We start from the raw sequence: 17,067 nt of genomic DNA on the forward strand, positions 1-17,067 counted from the left end.
TGCACATCCTTATCTCTGTGTAAAATCTTCCTCAATTACCTTCCAGGCCCCATCCAGGCTGAAATATTTCTTAATATAATCCTGGGTTTTGCGGCAAAGTTCCCTGCACCGCTCATTGTCCTGGTACAGGTTTACCACCCGGTCCGCGAACTGCTCCGCCTCGTCTGCCGTCTCCAGGACGGATTCCACAAAGGGAATGCCCTCCGCTCCCGTGGAGGTGGTCACAATGGGAGCGCCATTGTAAATGGCCTCCACCACCTTGCCCTTGACTCCGGCTCCGTACCGGAGGGGCACCACCACCAGCTTGCAGCTTGCATAAAGGCTTTCCAGTTCCTCCTCGCTTACAAACCCCTTGATGATGATTCCATTTCCATCCTGCTCCAAGGCCCTGATCTCATCCGTCACCTTAGAGCCCACCACGTAAAACTTTATGCCCGGTATGCGCTCCCTGATCCCCGGGAAGATCTCCCTTGCAAACCAGAGCACCGCATCCGCGTTAGGCGGATGGGCAAAGCCGCCCACAAACAGCAAACCTTCCCTTTTTGCAAAGTCATCCCGGATGTCCGTAAGGAATGTGTCATATACATAAGCGGTTATGGCCTTTGCCCGGATGCTTCCGTCAATGGCATGGATGGCATCGATCTCCACATAGGAGGGATAATAAGATACCGCTGCCTTATGCATCATGGTCAGTTCCACGGATTTCCAGTAATCCGCTTCCCGCTTGATCTCAATATCCCCGGTCAGGGCATACTCCCTTCCCAGACGCAAAAAATGCAGGTCATGGCCATAATAGATCACCTTTATCCCGGTGTAATCCCTGATATAATCCACATACTTGGTGGCGATATGGGGACGGTTCAGGTAAGCATAGGAAATCTCATCCCCATTTTCCTTAAGCCAGTCCCAGATGCCGGCCGCGTATCCATCGCCGTAGAGCACCTCGATCCCCATCTGCTGCAGGGTGGTGGAATAGGGCTCCTCGTGAAGGAAATTATCGCCCAAAAACTTCACCACATATCCCTTTTTCAGGAACATCTTCAGGTACTGGTATGTGGTCTTGGAACCGGCGTCCCTGTCAAAGGTGGGCACATAGTGGTCCACCACCAGGATAATCTCCTTTCCCTGGCTGCGTTCCCTTGCCCTAAAGGGATTGGGATTGCCCGTATTGACGCACTGCCCCTTCAGCTCCACCGCCCATTTTTCCTTCAGCTTTTCACTGTTCTCCACCTGATAGCGCTTAAGCCCGGTACCATTCACATCCGTGCCATTGGAAATGCCTTCATAGTGGATCACCTTGGACAACGGCTGGTACACTACCCGGTACCCGGCCTTTCTCACCTCAAACGCAAGGTCCGAATCCTCGCAGTAAGCCGGCGCATACCGCTGGTCAAATCCTCCGATCCGCTTCCACAGGGACGCGGGCAGCAGAATGGCTGCTCCTGATATATAGTCTACATCTTTTACATAATTGTATTCCGCTTTGTCCGGGTCATCCAGACGGCCGTAGTTCCAGCCGGAGCCATCGCTCCAGATAATGCCGCCTGCTTCCTGGAGACGTCCGTCCGGGTACACCAGCTTAGATCCCACCATGCCGATGGAGGGATCCGACTCAATCAGTGTTACAAGAGATGAAAGCCATCCTCGGGTCACCTTGGTGTCATTGTTCAGGAACATGATATATTTGCCCCGCGCCGCCTCTGCGGCATGGTTGCAGTTTCTCAAAAATCCCTGGTTTGTCTGGTTGCGGCTGATGACCAGGCCTTCCACATACTGGTCCAGCCGGGCGGTGGCATCCGTGGATACATCATCGGCAATAATGACCTCATATGTCACATCCTTTGTAAATTCCAGGATCGACTGAAGGCAGGCATAGGTGTAATGCACCTGGTTGTAGCAGGGAATGACAATGGATACCATGGGGCCTTCCCAGCCTCCGGGTCCCTCTTTTCCCTGGCCCGGCACCTGGGGGAACCTTAGTCTGCCATATTTCAGGTAATCCTCCCCGATTTCAAAATCCCCATTGATCAGGTTTCGCCCCTCTTTGGCCGCATACATCCTGCCGTAACGCACCGGGTGTTTTACCGTATTAAAACAATAGTTCAGGATCTTGCGTTTCCTGGTCCCCTTTGGGAATACCCGGTTCACCCCATTGCCCAGCTTGCGGCGCAGTTTGAATATAAGGGCTTCGTGGCCGTTCAGATAGGTGGCCAGCTTGCCAAGCTCATCAATCTCATGGCGCAGGTCCCTGATCATCACCTCCAGGTTGGCCACATGGTTGTTGGTCAGGCGCTGCACCTCCTGTTCCTTGCGGATCTGGAGATTCTTTTCCTCCACCTCTGCCTGGAGCTGGTTGATCCTGTCCTTTGCCCTGGCAAGGCCCTGGTCTGCCTGCCTCAGTTCCTCCAATGTGGTCACCTTCTGGCTGTAGCCTGCCAGATATCCCTGGTTTCCATCCCCGTGCACATAGGACTGGAAGGCTCTTTCCATGGAAGCATACACGGACGCCATCTCCCCGGATACTGAGAATTCCTTCAGAAACCCTTCCAGCCCTTCATAGTCCAGTAAGTTTTCATATTTATAATAGAAATAAGCCAGATTACGGTATTGTACAAAATGGGCCGGTACGGGAAAATCAAACACCCATTCGTAATCCAGACAGTACAGACCGTCTTCCCTGCCGTCCTCTCCCTCTACGACCATCAGATTTTCAAACAGCCCGTCAATGTTGCTCACACGGTAGGAACTGTCGCTGATATCCGGTATCTCCCCAAATACCTCCGTAAACTCAGGTGTAACGGCAAAGGGCATGATCTGGTCCTCTGGCACGCCAAAGAGCACCTTCATGGCTGCCTCTATAGCCTCCACAGGCGCTTTTCCTTCCCTGATCTCCCTGCCCAGACGTTCTGCCAGTGTCTCTCCACGCAAAAAGGAAAACCGCACCGTCATCCCGTCCCGGGATATATCCGGCTCCAGCACACGGACCGAAGGGTTAAATTCCTGGAGTTGTCCGTATTTCTTCTGAAAGGAAAGAATATGCCAGCTTCCCTGGCTCCCAAGAGCCGCCTTTTCCACATAGCGGGTTCCCTTTTCCTCCAGAATGCTGGTCCGGATCTGGAATTTTCCTTTCCTGGTACGGTTATATTTTGTGAAGATGGTTTTCTGGGCAGAGGCATCCGCTGACGCCACAATTAAAAATCCATTGGCAAACCGTCCAAAGTCCCCCTCGCTGATAAGCCTGTCAAAGATCTCTTCCTCATGAAAACAGGCATACCGCGGTTTGTCATAGGCCATATCCATGTGGGTAATGTCACCCTTGCCCGGAAGATAGCGGTCTGAATAAATGGACACAGGCAGCCTGTGATCCGGCATAGGGTAGTAGAACTCAACCCGGGGCAGTCCGGCATCCAAAAAGGCTGCCTCAAGCTCCCCCTTCATCCAGGCGCCCTCCTGTGGGTCATGTCCGCCTCCTGCCAAAAACCGAAGCCCTATGGTATTCTCACATGCAAATACAAGGCGGCCATGATCCTTCAGGTATTTCCCGGCCCGGCCTATGATCTGTCTTATATCAGCCTTTTGCCCCGTTCCGCTGCTCGGCCCTATGAGGAAAACCCAGTCAAACCTGCTCTCCCCGTCCTCCAGTCCATAGGTAATATTGGACTTGTCCCGGTTCCGTTCCCGGTTAACGGCCAGATTTTCATCCCTGCTGTCCATCACCGTCACATGGGCACAGCGGTCAGCCAGGAGCCCGGTGAACGCACCGTAACCGGATCCTATCTCCAACACCTGGTCATGGACAGAGAGATCCAGCCACTCCAGAAGATTCTCCCGGACAGGAGTCAGGGCATGAAGCACCTCCGGACGGTGGTCTGATGTAAGCGCCCGCTCTATGCCTTCCTGCGTGCTGCCGTATGTTTTAAATAAATCTAAGATTTCATAACTGATGTCGTTCATGAATTTCCTCTTTTTACTTTAGCATGTTAACTGTCACTGCTTTTCTTTTCTGCCCTGACCTGGGACTCCATATCATATACGCCCACTGTGTTCTTGTTGGATATCACGGTGATATTGGTCACATTATACAGGCGGTGGTACACCACGTGCTCCCCGTGTTCAAATCCGGTACAGGACATGCTCAGCAGATATTCGCCTCCCTGAAGCGTCATCTTCTGGGTAAACTCCACGGTATATTCATCCCCATTTTTCACCGGCTTTATGTCCGCTCCCTCAAACATGGTGTTGGTGCCGGTCAGATCCGTGCCCTTTTTGTCCTTGATCGTATAGGTGAAAATGGGTGCGTCAATCTCGGTGTTAAACCGGATGCACTCCTTGATCGTAAACATTTCCCCTTTAAGGAGAAGGTTGGTGATATTGCCCCTCTCATCAAAGAGGCCCAGGTCATAGATCTCCGCCCGTCCGTCCCCGTATTCCGTCCTGTCAAAGTTAATGGTCAGCTGGTCCTTCATGAGTTGGCCTGTTACATGGCCTTCCTCCTTTTGATCCAGGCCCATGCCTCCGGAAAAGTCAGACATCCCTACCGGATCCTCGGCCTTTTCCCTGTCCAGCTCCGCTTTCAGGGAATCCATCTGACCGGCCAGTATCTTCTTATATAGATCCACCATATGGCCGGGCTCGCCCTCCGACACAAATTCACCCTTGTTTAGCAGCACTACCTTGTCACAGTATTTGATGATGCTCCCCATGTCATGGGTCACCATCAAAATGGTCGTTCCCTTCTGGCGTATCTCCTCCATCCTGCGGTAGCATTTCGCCTGGAAAAATACATCTCCCACGGACAGAGCCTCATCCACGATCAGTATCTCAGGATCCACATTAATGGCTAACGCAAAAGCCAGCCGTACAAACATACCGCTGGAATAAGTCTTCACCGGCTGGTATACAAAATCCCCGATCTCCGCAAAGTCCAGAATATCCTGAAGCTTGGCGTCCATCTCCTTTTTCGTATACCCCATCATGGTGCCGTTCATATATATATTTTCAATTCCCGTGTAATCCATATTAAAGCCGGCGCCCAGCTCCAGCAGGGCCGATATCTTTCCATTCACTTCCACCTGGCCTGTGGTGGGGGTCAGAACACCTGTGATGATCTTTAAAATGGTGGACTTGCCCGAACCGTTGGTTCCTATGATACCTACGGTCTCGCCTTTTTTTACCTGGAAGGACAACTGGTTCAATGCATAAAAATCCCTGTGGTAATTCTTATGGGAAATGCTCATGGATTCCTTCAGCCTGTCAATGGGTTTCTCATATAGTCTGTATACCTTTGTCACATCCGCAACATTGATGGCATACCCGTTGTCTTGATCTTTTACTGGCATAAAACAATCTCCATCCTGAAACATGTCTGTTTAAAAACAGGTTCCGGCAGCAGCACGTCCCATCTCCCGGAAACTATGGCCCCGAAGAAGATGACGTAGAAGGCTACGCCGGCTGAATCGGGGCCAATGTACCGCGAAGCGGGCGCGCTATGTCCCACTGTGCCGGGCAGGGCCTGGCGGATCCGTTGGGACAGACTGTCGGAAATGAATTTTTAAACACGCTATGGGCATAAGTATAGCATACAATGCGATATTTTTATACCTCAAACAATATTTTTCAAAAAAAGTTAAGGATTCCTATTGACATTTTTAACTGTATGTTTTATAGTTACAGTATGAACTGTATTAAAACCAATTACAGGAAGGAGCCATGTGATGAAGAAACTAAATCCCACCCTATTTGCTGTTTTTCTCCTGTGCGGCGCCGCCCTGGCCGCGTGCAGCACATCCGGCGGCACCGCAACAGCTGCTCCCCCGCCTTCTGCGCAGGCAATGCCCCAGGAAGCACAGCCCCAGGAAGCACAGGGCACCTACCGCAAGATCACGGCCCAGGAAGCAAAGGCAATGATGGATAAGGGAGACGTTACGGTGGTGGATGTGCGCAGGTCGGATGAATATGCGGCAGGACATATCCCCGGCTCCATCCTGGTTCCAAATGAGGAGATCGGCGACACACAGCCGGAAGAACTTCCGGACCTGGACGCGGTCCTTTTAGTCCACTGCCGCACCGGGATAAGGAGCAGGCAGGCCTCCGACAAATTGATCAAATTGGGATATACCAATGTCTATGATTTTGGCGGCATTGCAGATTGGCCCTATGACACGGTGACAGAGTGAAATAAAACCCTGTCCGTCCTCTTATAAGTTTGGCTTAAAGGAGGAATCTTAAACATTAGATATAAGAATGAATGTTTGGTGATTTTTGTCACATAACTCTCCGCTAAAATGTGGTATGCTATAAGCAGTTAATGAAATAATAATATTGAATATAAATCAGGAGGTTTTATCATGGAAATTAAACATTTATCTAAAAGCGAATTTGATCAGGCAGTAAACGCTGGGGATGATCTGGTGATCGTTGATTTCTTTGCAACATGGTGCGGTCCCTGCAAGATGCTTTCACCCGTTGTAGAGCGTATGGCTGACAAGTACGGGGACGTACATTTTTATAAGGTAGATATTGATGAGGAGATCGATCTTGCTTCCCGTTTCCAGGTCATGAGCGTTCCCACCCTCCTCTACATGAAAAGGGGCGAGATCGTTGGTAAGTCCGTAGGTCTTGTGTCCCCGGCCGATATGGAGCGGGAGATCCAGAAGAATAAATAGTCTGCACGATCCTTACAAAATTGGTAACAGTTCAGAACGGCGGGAAAATGGGTGCAAAAGCGGGCATTAAGCTTGCTTATAAGTCCGTTTTTACACCCATTTTCACATCGGACGGACATCCGATGCTTCTTGACCGGCTTTTCCGGTCAAGAAGATGAGCTGTCCTGAACAGTTACCAAAATAGATTTAAAAACCGCGGTCCCTCACACAGGCCGCGGTTTTTAATTTTTATACGGTACATCTGTACACCGCTTCCGTACATTGCTTCTATGTGACCGCGGTCACCGACCCTATCCCCGGTATGTGGTATCCTTTAACAAGATACAGTGTACTCCCATAGTCTCCCGCTACCCGGATTTGCGGGATGACTCCGAGAGTACCTACAGCAAACCGGAGGTATTTAATAATGAAACCCTTATCTAAATCCATTGCCTATGTTCACCAAGACGACTGCGTTGCCTGCGGCTGCTGCCTTAAGGTATGTCCACGCCAGGCCCTGGACATCTGGAAGGGCTCCTACGCAGTGGTACACCCGGACCTGTGCGTGGGATGCGGCAAATGCTCCAGGGAATGTCCTGCATCTGTCATTGATATCATTCCCCGCCAAATAAAAACCAACTCATCTTCAGACAACCGGAAAGGAGAAGCATAGTATGGGCAGCACATCAAAATCAGATTCCATTTCCCGGAAAACAAAAGCCGGTTCCGGCAAACACTGGTACGATTATTTATGGATCGCCTCCCTCGCTTACCTGATCCTGGGATTTTTCAACATCATGTTCGCCTGGCTTGGACTGATTTGTTTTCTGGTCCCTCTGTTCATCTCCCTGTCCACAGGCTCCAAGCTTTACTGTAACCGGTACTGCGGCAGGGGACAGCTGTTTTCCGTTATAGGGAAAACATTCCGCCTTTCCTCCAACCGGCCCATTCCCAACTGGATGAAGTCCAGGGCATTCCGCTACGGCTTCCTTGTCTTTTTCCTGGTCATGTTCTGCCAGATGCTTTTGGGCACCTACCTGGTGTTCAGGGGAAGAACCGGTTTAAAACAGGTGGTGACTGTGCTCTGGACCTTCCGCCTTCCCTGGAACCACGCCTATTACGTTACAGGGCTTCCCCTGTGGATGTCACAGTTTGCATTCGGCTTTTACAGCGTGATGCTCACCTCCACCATACTGGGCCTGGTTACCATGGTACTGTTCCGCCCCCGCTCCTGGTGCGTCTATTGTCCCATGGGCACCATGACCCAGATGATCTGCAAAGCCAAAGCAGGCACTCAGACAGATTCTTTGACAAAGGACAAAAAACAGGATACACTTATGGCAGATGAGTGTGCTCCCGGAATCTCCCGGCACACAGATTTGTGAGATGATTTTTTGTTAAAGGAGGAACATCTGCCATGAGTACTGTTTCCTATAATATAACAGAGACCTTAAAAACCAGCTATCCCTTCTGGGACCATCTCAGTCCCGGACAAAAGGACCAGCTGGTTTCCTGTTCCCACATCCGCGCCTACTCCCCCGGCAGCTTTATCCACAGCCGCTCCGAGGAGTGCCTGGGTGTGATCCTTGTGCTTTCAGGCCAGGTCCGCACCTATATCCAGTCTGAGGAAGGACGTGAGGTAACCCTGTTCCGGCTGGGTGCCGAGGATGTGTGCACTCTTTCCGCTGCGTGTATGATGCAGGAAATCACATTTGACATTTTCATAGAGGCTGTGGAGGAATCCACCCTTCTCATCACAACGGCTGCCTGCATCCACCGCCTGATGGAGGATAATATCTATACGGAAAATTACATTTACCGCCGGACAGCGGAACGTTTCTCCGATGTGATGTGGTCCATGGGCCAGCTCCTCTTTTCCAGCTTTGACAAACGCCTGGCCGCATATCTGGCCGATGAGCAGGTTAAGTCCCGGACCAACACCATTTCCACCACCCATGAACAGGTTGCAAAAAATCTGGGTACGGCCCGGGAAGTGGTTTCCAGGATGCTGAAATATTTTGAAAAGGAAGGGATTGTTTCCCTTGGAAGGGGGACCATCACGGTGGTGGACACCCGGAAGCTGCGTAAGCTGCTGGCATAAGGCCCTTATCCTGTTTTGGAGTTTCCCGGAAACTCCTCCCCCTTGCAGATTTCCACCAAGGTCCTTGCGCTTTGGGACAAAAACTTGTTCTTATGGTAGATCACGGAGTATTTGCGGCTCAGGGCCATTCCCTTGATCTTAAATTCCGCAATCTCCCCCTTTTTAAGGCTTTCCTGCACAAGAGAATATGGCAGGATGGATATCCCCAGCCCTGACCTGACCCCGTGAAGAATGGCCTGATTGCTGGCGCTCTGCCACAGCGGAGCAACCGCCAGCTCCTGGGCGGCCAGCAGACCATCAAATATCTCCCTGCCCGCGCTCCCCTTTTCCCTGAGGATAAAATCCTGATCCTTCACTTCGGCCAGTTCCTTCAGCGTCCTGCCCGCAAAGGCATGTTCCACGGAACAGATAAAAGCCAGCCTGTCCCCCTGGAAGCTCTCGCTGAGTATATAGCTGCTGTGGGATACCCCCTCTATGACTCCGATATCGATCTGATTATCCAGGATCTGCTGCTCAACACTCCCGGAATTTCCAATGAATGCCTCCACCCGGACGGAAGGATATACCTGCTTTAACCTGTTGATATACTGGGGAAGCAGATAGGTGCCAATGGTAATGCTGGTGCCCACCCTCAGCTGTCCCACCGCGTCCTGGTCCCTGATCCCCTGCTCCATCTCGTCAAACAGGTCTATAAGATGTCTGGCATACTGAAGGGCCCTGCGCCCATTATCCGTCAGGTACAGCTTGCGTGAGATCCGGTCAAACAGCTTTACCCCATAATATTCCTCCATCTCCGATATGGCCAGGCTGATGGACGGCTGGGCAATAAACATCTGGGCCGATGCCGCCGTCATACTCCCCGTCTCACATACAGCCACAAAGATCCGTAAGTGGCGCAGCGTCATACTATTTCTCCTTTCCAATTTTCCCGGCCCATGGATCAGCCGAAAATATATAATGGTTTTATTATAAATATTATTTAATTATAGTATTTTACATATATATTTGCAAGCTGTATAGTGTATAGAGACAGAATAAACGCGGAAAGGAAGTACTCCCTATGGTCGTCAATGTAAAATCCCAGCCCGCGTCCCATCCAAAGGGGCGCCGCTCTTTATTATGTAAGCTTTTTATCTCTACCCTGTACCTGAGCACCTTTACCTTTGGAGGCGGGTACGTGATCATCACCCTGATGAAAAAGAAGTTCGTGGACGAATACCACTGGATCGATGAGCAGGAAATGCTGGACCTGGTGGCCATTGCCCAGTCCTCTCCGGGGGCCATTGCCGTCAATGGCGCCATTGTGGTGGGCTACAAGCTGGCGGGCATGGCCGGCGTTCTCACCTCCGTGTTAGCCACGGTCATCCCTCCCTTTGTCATCCTCTCTGCCATTTCCCTGTTCTATGCGGCGTTCCGCTCCAACCTGGTGGTGGGCTGGATGCTGGGCGGCATGCAGGCCGGAGTGGGAGCCGTCATTGCCCAGGTCGTGTGGGAAATGGGCAGCGGTATTGCAAAGAACCGGCAATGGATCTCTGTATGCATCATGATCGCTGCGTTTGTTGCCAACTATATTCTTAATGTGAACGTGATCCTGATCATCCTGATCTGCGCCCTGATCGGTGTGGCCCGCACCCTCCGAGCGGAAAAGACGCGCAAGGAAGGAGGCCGGACATTATGATTTATTTTCAGCTGTTCCTGAGTTTTCTTCAGATTGGCGCCTTTAGCTTTGGAGGCGGATATGCCGCCATGCCCCTGATCCAGAATCAGGTGGTGGACCTGCACCATTGGCTGAACCTGGCTGAGTTTACCGACCTGGTAACCATTTCCCAGATGACCCCCGGACCCATTGCCATCAATTCAGCCACCTTTGTGGGGACCCGGATCGCCGGAACCCCAGGCGCCCTGGCAGCCACGGCCGGGTGCGTGCTGCCCTCCTGTATCCTGGTAACCCTGCTGGCACGTATCTATCTGAAGTACCGAAACCTGAGCATTATACAGGGTGTGCTACAGTCCTTAAGGCCCGCGGTGGTGGCCATGATCGGCGCTGCCGGTGTCAGCATCCTGGTGACGGCCTTCTGGGGGCTGGGCGGATTTACGCCGGACCTCCAGGCGCTCAACCTGCGCTCTGTCTGCATTTTCCTGGGCGCTCTGGTACTGCTGATACGTTTTAAAATGAGCCCTATCCTGGTAATGGTGCTGTCCGGCGTGTTTGAGACAGTGTGCCAGCTTATCATGCGGTTCCTGCCGTACAAATGAAACCCATTGACTTTATATCCCTTACGCTATAGAATACCATATAGAATATAATAAGCGGCCGCTTGTCGGCCGCCTATTTTTCCATATCAGGGGGATTAAAATGATTGCTGAAATCATCACACTTGGACTGTTTCTGGCAGGGCTTGGCCTGTGTATCTTTACAGGAATACAAATCCTGTACGCGCTTTTGTTTGGGCTTGCCTGCTTTTCCCTCTACACCCTTTCCAGAGGGTATTCTGTCAGGGAAACCTGCTCCATGCTGGGAGAAGGCATGGGAAAAGTTAAGAATATCCTTATCATCTTTGTGCTGATCGGCTCCCTTACATCCATCTGGCGCACCTGCGGCACCATTCCCTTTATCCTGTACCATGCCATGGGGTTGATCGATCCCAGGTTCTTTGTGCTGTGCACATTTCTCCTGTGCTCCATGATGTCCTTTCTCACAGGCACCTCGTTTGGGACTGCCAGCACCATGGGTGTTATCTGCATGCTGATATCCAACGCGGCCGGTCTGGATCCCGCCCTCACAGGAGGAGCGGTCCTCTCCGGCAGCTTTTTTGGGGACCGCTGTTCCCCCATGTCCTCCAGCGCCCAGCTGGTGTGCACCCTGACCAGGACCGATATTTACACAAACCTGAAAAATATGTGCCGCACCTGTCCCATTCCCCTGCTCATAAGCTGTATCCTGTACGTGGCTCTGGCAGGAAGGGAAACAGGGGCGCAGGTGGACAGCGGCCTGTTGGCACTGTTCCGGGACAACTTCTCCCTTCACCCGGCAACAGCCCTTCCCGCCCTTATCATTCTCGGACTGGCCCTTTTCCATGTGGATGTAAAATACGCCATGGGTGCCAGTATTGCTGCCGCTGCCGTGGTGGCGGTCCTGTATCAGGGGGCTATGCCTGCGGATCTTATGAAAAGTCTCTGGACCGGTTACCGGGCAGAATCCGAAACACGCCTGTCATCCCTGTTAAATGGAGGCGGTATATCCTCCATGGTCAAGGTGGGCATCATTGTACTGATCTCTTCCTCCTACTCCGGCATTTTTTCCCGTACCCGCCTGCTGGCCGGTGTGAAATCCGCACTCCAGCGCTCAGCCAGGATCTTTACGCCGTTTGGGACCGTGGTGGTCACTTCCGTACTGTCCTGTGCCGTAAGCTGCAACCAGAGCCTGGCAACCATACTGACCTGCCAGATGTGCGGTACCCTGTATCCCAGCAAGGAAAAACTGGCTCTGGCCCTTGAAGATACCGTGATCGTGCTTGCGGCCCTGGTTCCCTGGGGAATTGCAGGCGCCGTACCTGTGGCCACCATCGGAGCGCCCATGGTGTGTATGCTGTACGCATTTTACCTGTACCTGCTTCCCGTGTGGAATTTGCTCACTGCCTTTTACCATGAACGGCCCAAAGCGCCGGTGCCTGCCTCTCACTCATGAAGCTCCAAAGGAAGGCCGTCCGGGTCATGGAAAAATTCCTTCAGCTTATCATCTCTGCTCCTATGGTATAACTCCATCCGCCATCTTGGAATGTTGCCCTTACATCTGTAAAATAATATGCACCTGTGCCGCTTCTGTACTTTCTCGCATTGCAGTTCACAGTGATCACATCGCCATCCCCGCCCTCATTGGCCGTCTCCGTGACGGATATCTCCTCAATGGTTATAAGTATCCCATGTTCCAGGCCCTTTTGGGGGTCCATGATCCCATCCTGTGTCAATTGCTCCGGCGTGGAGAGGAATCCCCATACATTAAAACTACCGCCTCCCATGTACGCCAGGCCTTCCTTTTCCGCATCAGTCAGGGATTCCATCTGGGTTAAGTCAAAATAGCTCTCTGTGACCCCGTCATTCAGCCCGGGATCCACCTCCGCCAGATCCCGGATCAGCTGTTTGTAGAATTCCAGTTCCCTGCTTCCCCTTTCCTCCGTGACCTGAAGTTTCCGGTAACTAAACTGCCCAGGATATGTTTCCTGCACAGCCCCATTCCAGGTCAGGTCCACGATCATCCCTGTTTCCAGGTCCGATACCTGGATCGCCTTCTGATCCACATCTTTCAGAACCTCACCGTGCCCCACATGGTACAGGCCTTTCATATCATCCAGGCCGCAGACCAGCATGCTGCTTTCCTTTACATCCAGGATCTCAAAACGATTAACGGTTTCTTCCATCGGGGGCGGAGTATCTTCATTTCCCTGTATTCCCGTTGTCCCCGGCATTCCTGCCTCCTCTGCTGCTCCTGGTGTGTCCGTCTCTCCCGCTGCTCCTGCTGTTCCTGTCTCCACCGGCGTTCCTGCTGTCCCAGCCCCATCCGCTCTCTGGCTGCATCCGATCAGCACCGCCATGCACAGCATTAGGATCCAGGCCCCGCTTCTTCCTGTGATCATCCGTTTCATGTCCCATGTTCCTCCTTCTCTCGCTGTAGTGTCAGTATGCTTTGATTATATCAGAACTGCGGAGCCCATACCTTATTATTTACTGAATATTACATTACCGTGATATTAATATTCATCTCTTACCGGCGATTGGGATCTGCCTCAAGATGAAGTCTCCGGACAACGGAATTAAGGGGAAACTGAAAATAAAAAGGATCCCCTTTGTCAGTTTGGCTGAGCCAGGGGATCATACTTGATTCTTTCTTTACAATGATTGGGTTCCAAAGGAATTTCAAATAATCATCCCCGGGTGACGGTCCTTTGTTTTACCGCCGCCTCCACCTCCGCCAACTCAGGCATTGAGCGCAAAGCCCCCTTCCTGGTGGTGACAATGGACGCCGCCCCGCTGGCGCCTGTGAGCATTTCTCCGACCTTATCCATGGTCAGGGATCCCAGCGGATGGTCCAGGAGATAATTCAGGCAATATCCGCAGAACGTATCTCCCGCTCCCGTGGTGTCAATGGTCCGGTCCGTTAAAAACGCCTCTGCTTTCAGGGAATTTCCGGCCCAGTAAGCCCTGCTCCCTTCTGCTCCTGCCGTGACCAGAATAAGGGGAATACCATATGTATCCTGTAAACGGCGCACCCCTTCCCCCTCATCCTCGGTCCGGGTCATGAAACTCAGCTCTTTATCCTCGATCTTCAGGATATCGCACACAGATACCCCGTAAATCATCTGTCTCCTGGCCTCCTCCATATCCTCCCAGAGAGGCGGACGGAGATTGGGGTCAAAGGAAATCATACATCCGCTGGCCTTTGCACATTCCACCGCCTTCTTGGTGGCCCTGCGCACTCCATCGTGGGTCATGGACAGGGTGCCAAAGTGAAATATCCTGGAATGGCGGATCATATCCAGATTCACCTCATCCGGCCTCAGGGCCATATCAGCGCCGGGGTTACGGTAAAATGAGAAACTCCTGTCCCCCGATCCGTCTATGCTTACAAAGGCAAGGGTTGTATGGACCTCATCCGACATGACCAGGCCGTCCAGGCCAATGCCTGCTTCCATAATAGCATCTTTCAGGAACCTTCCATGAATATCATTTCCGATCTTACCGATAAATCCCACCTGCCTGCCGCATTTTGCCAGCATGGCCAGGACATTACACGGTGCGCCGCCCGGATTCTGCTCCAGGACAGGATTTCCCTGGGCGCTCAATCCGGAGGGAGTGAAGTCGATCAAAAGCTCTCCCAGCGCTGTCACATCATAGTTTGTCATTGTCTTCCCCTCTCCGTTCACGTCTCTTATTCCTGTACGTTGATGATAACCTTCATGGTGCTCTCCCTGTTCTCATCTATGTACTGGTAGGCCTTCAGGTAATCCCCAAACGCAAAATGCTTGGAAACCAGAGGCGCCAGCACCACCTTTTTCTCATTCACAAGACGGATGGCATCCAGATAGTCCTCATTCCGGTACATCATGCTGGTGTTCAGGTCCAGCTCATGGTCGTTGAGAACCGCCAGGTCAAGCTGTCCCGGACCTGCAAATACGGCCACCAGGATGATGACGCTTCCCTTGCGGGCATATTTGATCGCCTGGCCCATGGTAATGTTGTTGCCTGCGCAATCATAGATCACGTCCGCCTTATCCGGTCCGAAGTTATGGACCATAGCCTCACCGAAGTCCTGATTCCTGGTATTGACACAAAAATCAACTCCGCACTCCTTAGCCTTTTCCAGGCGGAGGCTGCTGACATCGGTGATCATCACCTGGTCTGCTCCCATTCCTTTGGCTGCCTGGGCCACCAGTATGCCGATGGGTCCTGCTCCCAGAACCGCGATCTTTGCCCCTTTCACATCCCCCGCCCGTCTCACTGCATGGACGGCGACAGCCAGGGGCTCGATCATGGCGCCTTCGTCATAACTCATCTCATCCGGCAGAGGGGTAACCTTTGCCTGGTCAACAGCAAAGTAATGGGAGGCAACACCGGTGGTCTGAAACCCCATAACCTTAAGTTCCTCACACAAATTGTATTTGCCGTGGCGGCATGGATAGCAGCGGCCGCAGACCACCTGGGGCTGGATAGTCACCTTCTGCCCCGGCTTTATTCCTGACACCGCTGTCCCTGTCTTTACCACCTCGCCGGAAACCTCATGTCCCTGGGTCACGGGATAGCTTGTAAACGGATGCTCCCCGTGGTACACATGGATATCCGAACCGCAGACACCGATCTTCATAATCTTGATCAACACTTCATTCTCACCGATCTCCGGTACCGGAATCTCACGAAATTCAATTTTTCCCGGAGCTGTCATTACCTGCTGCAACATATGTTTTCCCCTTCTCTTTGTTTATATATAATCTTTTATAAAATATTTTACTAAAGTAATTATATTATTGCACTGCGAATAAATTTTGTCAATATGGTATTTGCATTTTCCGGCTTTTCCCCCTTTTATATCAGGGTCCTGAAATACTCATCCAGGAAGGTCATGGCAATCCCCACGGCGGAAGCCTCCTTTTCATAGCCGCAGGTCCTCAGATACAGGGTGTCGTTGTCAAACATATTATACGCCATTACCTTGTGTTCCAGCTTTGACATGTACTGCTTCAGATAACCGCCCACATATCCCCCCAGCACAATGTCACAGTCAAAAGCCATCCTGAGATTCGTTATGACGATGGACAGGTCCTCCAGGTAGGTATCCCAGATTTCCATGGCTTCCCGGTCCCCCTGTTCCAAAAGCTGGAAGAAATCAGCCAGCCCTGCGTCCTCTCCCGCAAAGGAAGACAGCACTCCTGCGGAACAATAGGGATCCACGCATCCGCGCTTTTTGCAGTAGCAGGGCTTTCCCCCAGGATGTATGATCATATGCCCAAACTCGGCACTGCGGAAATGATCCCCGGCATATATGGTATTGTCCAGATACACCGATCCCCCCACCGTGTTGCTGAGGGAGAGATAAACCGCATTCCGGTCCGTCCCCTGCAGTTCTGCAATGGCGGCGCTGTTGGCATCATTTTCAAAGTGGACCGGATAGTGGATCAGGCGGCTGATCACCTCCAGATTAATATCACTCACCTGAAGGATATGGGAGCGGATCAGACGGGCGTTCTCTTTATCAATGATCCCAGGCATGGAAATACCTACCCCCAATAGTTTATCCCTGTTGATCCGGCGGCTCTCCCCGGCCTGGTCCAGAAACTTCTCCAACTCCCCCGCCACTTTCTCATAATACTCAGATGTATTCTCATACCGTCTGCGGATCCGGTGTCCGCACACAGCATCCCCGTTCAGGTCAATGATCACATAGCTGACATGGTTGGCCGTAATGTCTATGCCCGCCGCGTATTTTACACTCTTTACAACCGACAGGGCCTTGGCCTTGCGTCCTCCTGTGGATTCGTACTCCCCCACCTCCTCCACAATACCGGCTTTCATTAACTCCTTCACATTCTGGAGGACCGTGGGCATACTAAGTCCCAGCTCCACGGCAAGCTCAGGTTTGGAAATATGCTTTCTGAGACGGATGTGGCTGGCGATCCTGGCCTTGTTCAGGCGCTTTTTCTCTGCTGCTTTTTCATTTATCTTCATATGATCCGCCTACTTTCATCAATGCTTTCATAAAAGTAATCATACATCCCCGTTGGTTATAATGCAATGTATTTTCTCTGGGACAGGGCAAAAAAAGAGGCCTGA

General features: G+C 51.8%; 15 protein-coding genes. 8 read left to right on the plus strand and 7 right to left on the minus strand.

What is annotated here, in order from left to right; all coding sequences use genetic code 11:
- Positions 1-9: 9 nt before the first annotated feature.
- Positions 10-3,954 carry a glycosyltransferase gene (locus ABID13_RS14380; RefSeq protein ID WP_048929957.1) on the minus strand — a complete coding sequence of 1,315 codons (3,945 nt, stop codon included), beginning with the start codon at positions 3,952-3,954 and terminating at the stop codon, positions 10-12.
- A gap of 26 nt (positions 3,955-3,980) precedes the next feature.
- Entirely contained in the window at positions 3,981-5,339 is a 1,359-nt protein-coding gene (locus ABID13_RS14385) for an ABC transporter ATP-binding protein (protein WP_007866704.1), read from the minus strand.
- 375 nt (positions 5,340-5,714) lie between these two features.
- Between ABID13_RS14385 and ABID13_RS14390 the strand changes: the two genes are divergently transcribed.
- The 5 genes from ABID13_RS14390 to ABID13_RS14410 all read left to right on the plus strand — a co-directional run bounded on the left by ABID13_RS14390 (position 5,715) and on the right by ABID13_RS14410 (position 8,745).
- Entirely contained in the window at positions 5,715-6,176 is a 462-nt protein-coding gene (locus ABID13_RS14390) for a rhodanese-like domain-containing protein (protein ID WP_048929958.1), read from the plus strand.
- Positions 6,177-6,347: 171 nt separating this feature from the next.
- Positions 6,348-6,665, plus strand: a complete 318-nt coding sequence (gene trxA / locus ABID13_RS14395; RefSeq protein ID WP_007866709.1) for a thioredoxin — start codon at positions 6,348-6,350, stop codon at positions 6,663-6,665.
- 406 nt (positions 6,666-7,071) lie between these two features.
- Positions 7,072-7,317: an ATP-binding protein gene (locus ABID13_RS14400; RefSeq protein ID WP_007866711.1), complete on the plus strand. Its 246-nt coding sequence runs from the start codon at positions 7,072-7,074 to the stop codon at positions 7,315-7,317.
- Position 7,318: 1 nt separating this feature from the next.
- Positions 7,319-8,029, plus strand: a complete 711-nt coding sequence (locus tag ABID13_RS14405) for a hypothetical protein (RefSeq protein ID WP_048929959.1) — start codon at positions 7,319-7,321, stop codon at positions 8,027-8,029.
- A 32-nt stretch (positions 8,030-8,061) separates the two neighbouring features.
- Positions 8,062-8,745, plus strand: coding sequence for a Crp/Fnr family transcriptional regulator (locus ABID13_RS14410; RefSeq protein ID WP_048929960.1), 684 nt, complete (start codon positions 8,062-8,064; stop codon positions 8,743-8,745).
- 5 nt (positions 8,746-8,750) lie between these two features.
- Here the strand turns inward: ABID13_RS14410 and ABID13_RS14415 are convergent, their stop codons facing one another.
- Positions 8,751-9,650 carry a LysR family transcriptional regulator gene (locus tag ABID13_RS14415; protein ID WP_007866716.1) on the minus strand — a complete coding sequence of 300 codons (900 nt, stop codon included), beginning with the start codon at positions 9,648-9,650 and terminating at the stop codon, positions 8,751-8,753.
- Between the two features lie 155 nt (positions 9,651-9,805).
- On the opposite strand from ABID13_RS14415, the gene ABID13_RS14420 reads away from it, so the two are divergent.
- From ABID13_RS14420 to ABID13_RS14430, 3 genes are all read left to right on the plus strand, one after another.
- A complete protein-coding gene (locus ABID13_RS14420) occupies positions 9,806-10,423 on the plus strand; it encodes a chromate transporter (protein ID WP_007866718.1) in 618 nt (205 codons plus the stop codon).
- Positions 10,420-11,001, plus strand: a complete 582-nt coding sequence (locus ABID13_RS14425) for a chromate transporter (RefSeq protein WP_007866721.1) — start codon at positions 10,420-10,422, stop codon at positions 10,999-11,001. Before ABID13_RS14420 ends, ABID13_RS14425 begins: the two co-directional genes overlap by 4 nt.
- A gap of 100 nt (positions 11,002-11,101) precedes the next feature.
- Positions 11,102-12,433, plus strand: a complete 1,332-nt coding sequence (locus tag ABID13_RS14430) for a Na+/H+ antiporter NhaC family protein (protein WP_048929961.1) — start codon at positions 11,102-11,104, stop codon at positions 12,431-12,433.
- 40 nt (positions 12,434-12,473) lie between these two features.
- Here the strand turns inward: ABID13_RS14430 and ABID13_RS14435 are convergent, their stop codons facing one another.
- The 4 genes from ABID13_RS14435 to ABID13_RS14450 form a co-directional block, all read right to left on the minus strand.
- Entirely contained in the window at positions 12,474-13,388 is a 915-nt protein-coding gene (locus tag ABID13_RS14435) for a hypothetical protein (RefSeq protein ID WP_048929962.1), read from the minus strand.
- 279 nt (positions 13,389-13,667) lie between these two features.
- Entirely contained in the window at positions 13,668-14,645 is a 978-nt protein-coding gene (locus tag ABID13_RS14440) for a carbohydrate kinase family protein (protein ID WP_048929963.1), read from the minus strand.
- A 26-nt stretch (positions 14,646-14,671) separates the two neighbouring features.
- The gene (locus ABID13_RS14445) at positions 14,672-15,697 is read right to left on the minus strand and encodes a zinc-dependent alcohol dehydrogenase (protein ID WP_007866732.1); all 1,026 of its coding nucleotides are present in this window, start codon (positions 15,695-15,697) and stop codon (positions 14,672-14,674) included.
- Positions 15,698-15,822: 125 nt separating this feature from the next.
- A complete protein-coding gene (locus ABID13_RS14450; RefSeq protein ID WP_048929964.1) occupies positions 15,823-16,962 on the minus strand; it encodes an ROK family transcriptional regulator in 1,140 nt (379 codons plus the stop codon).
- Between the last annotated feature and the right edge of the window lie 105 nt (positions 16,963-17,067).

Origin of the sequence: Enterocloster citroniae (genome assembly GCF_040545455.1) — a bacterium.
Classification (GTDB): Bacteria; Bacillota; Clostridia; order Lachnospirales; family Lachnospiraceae; genus Enterocloster; species Enterocloster citroniae.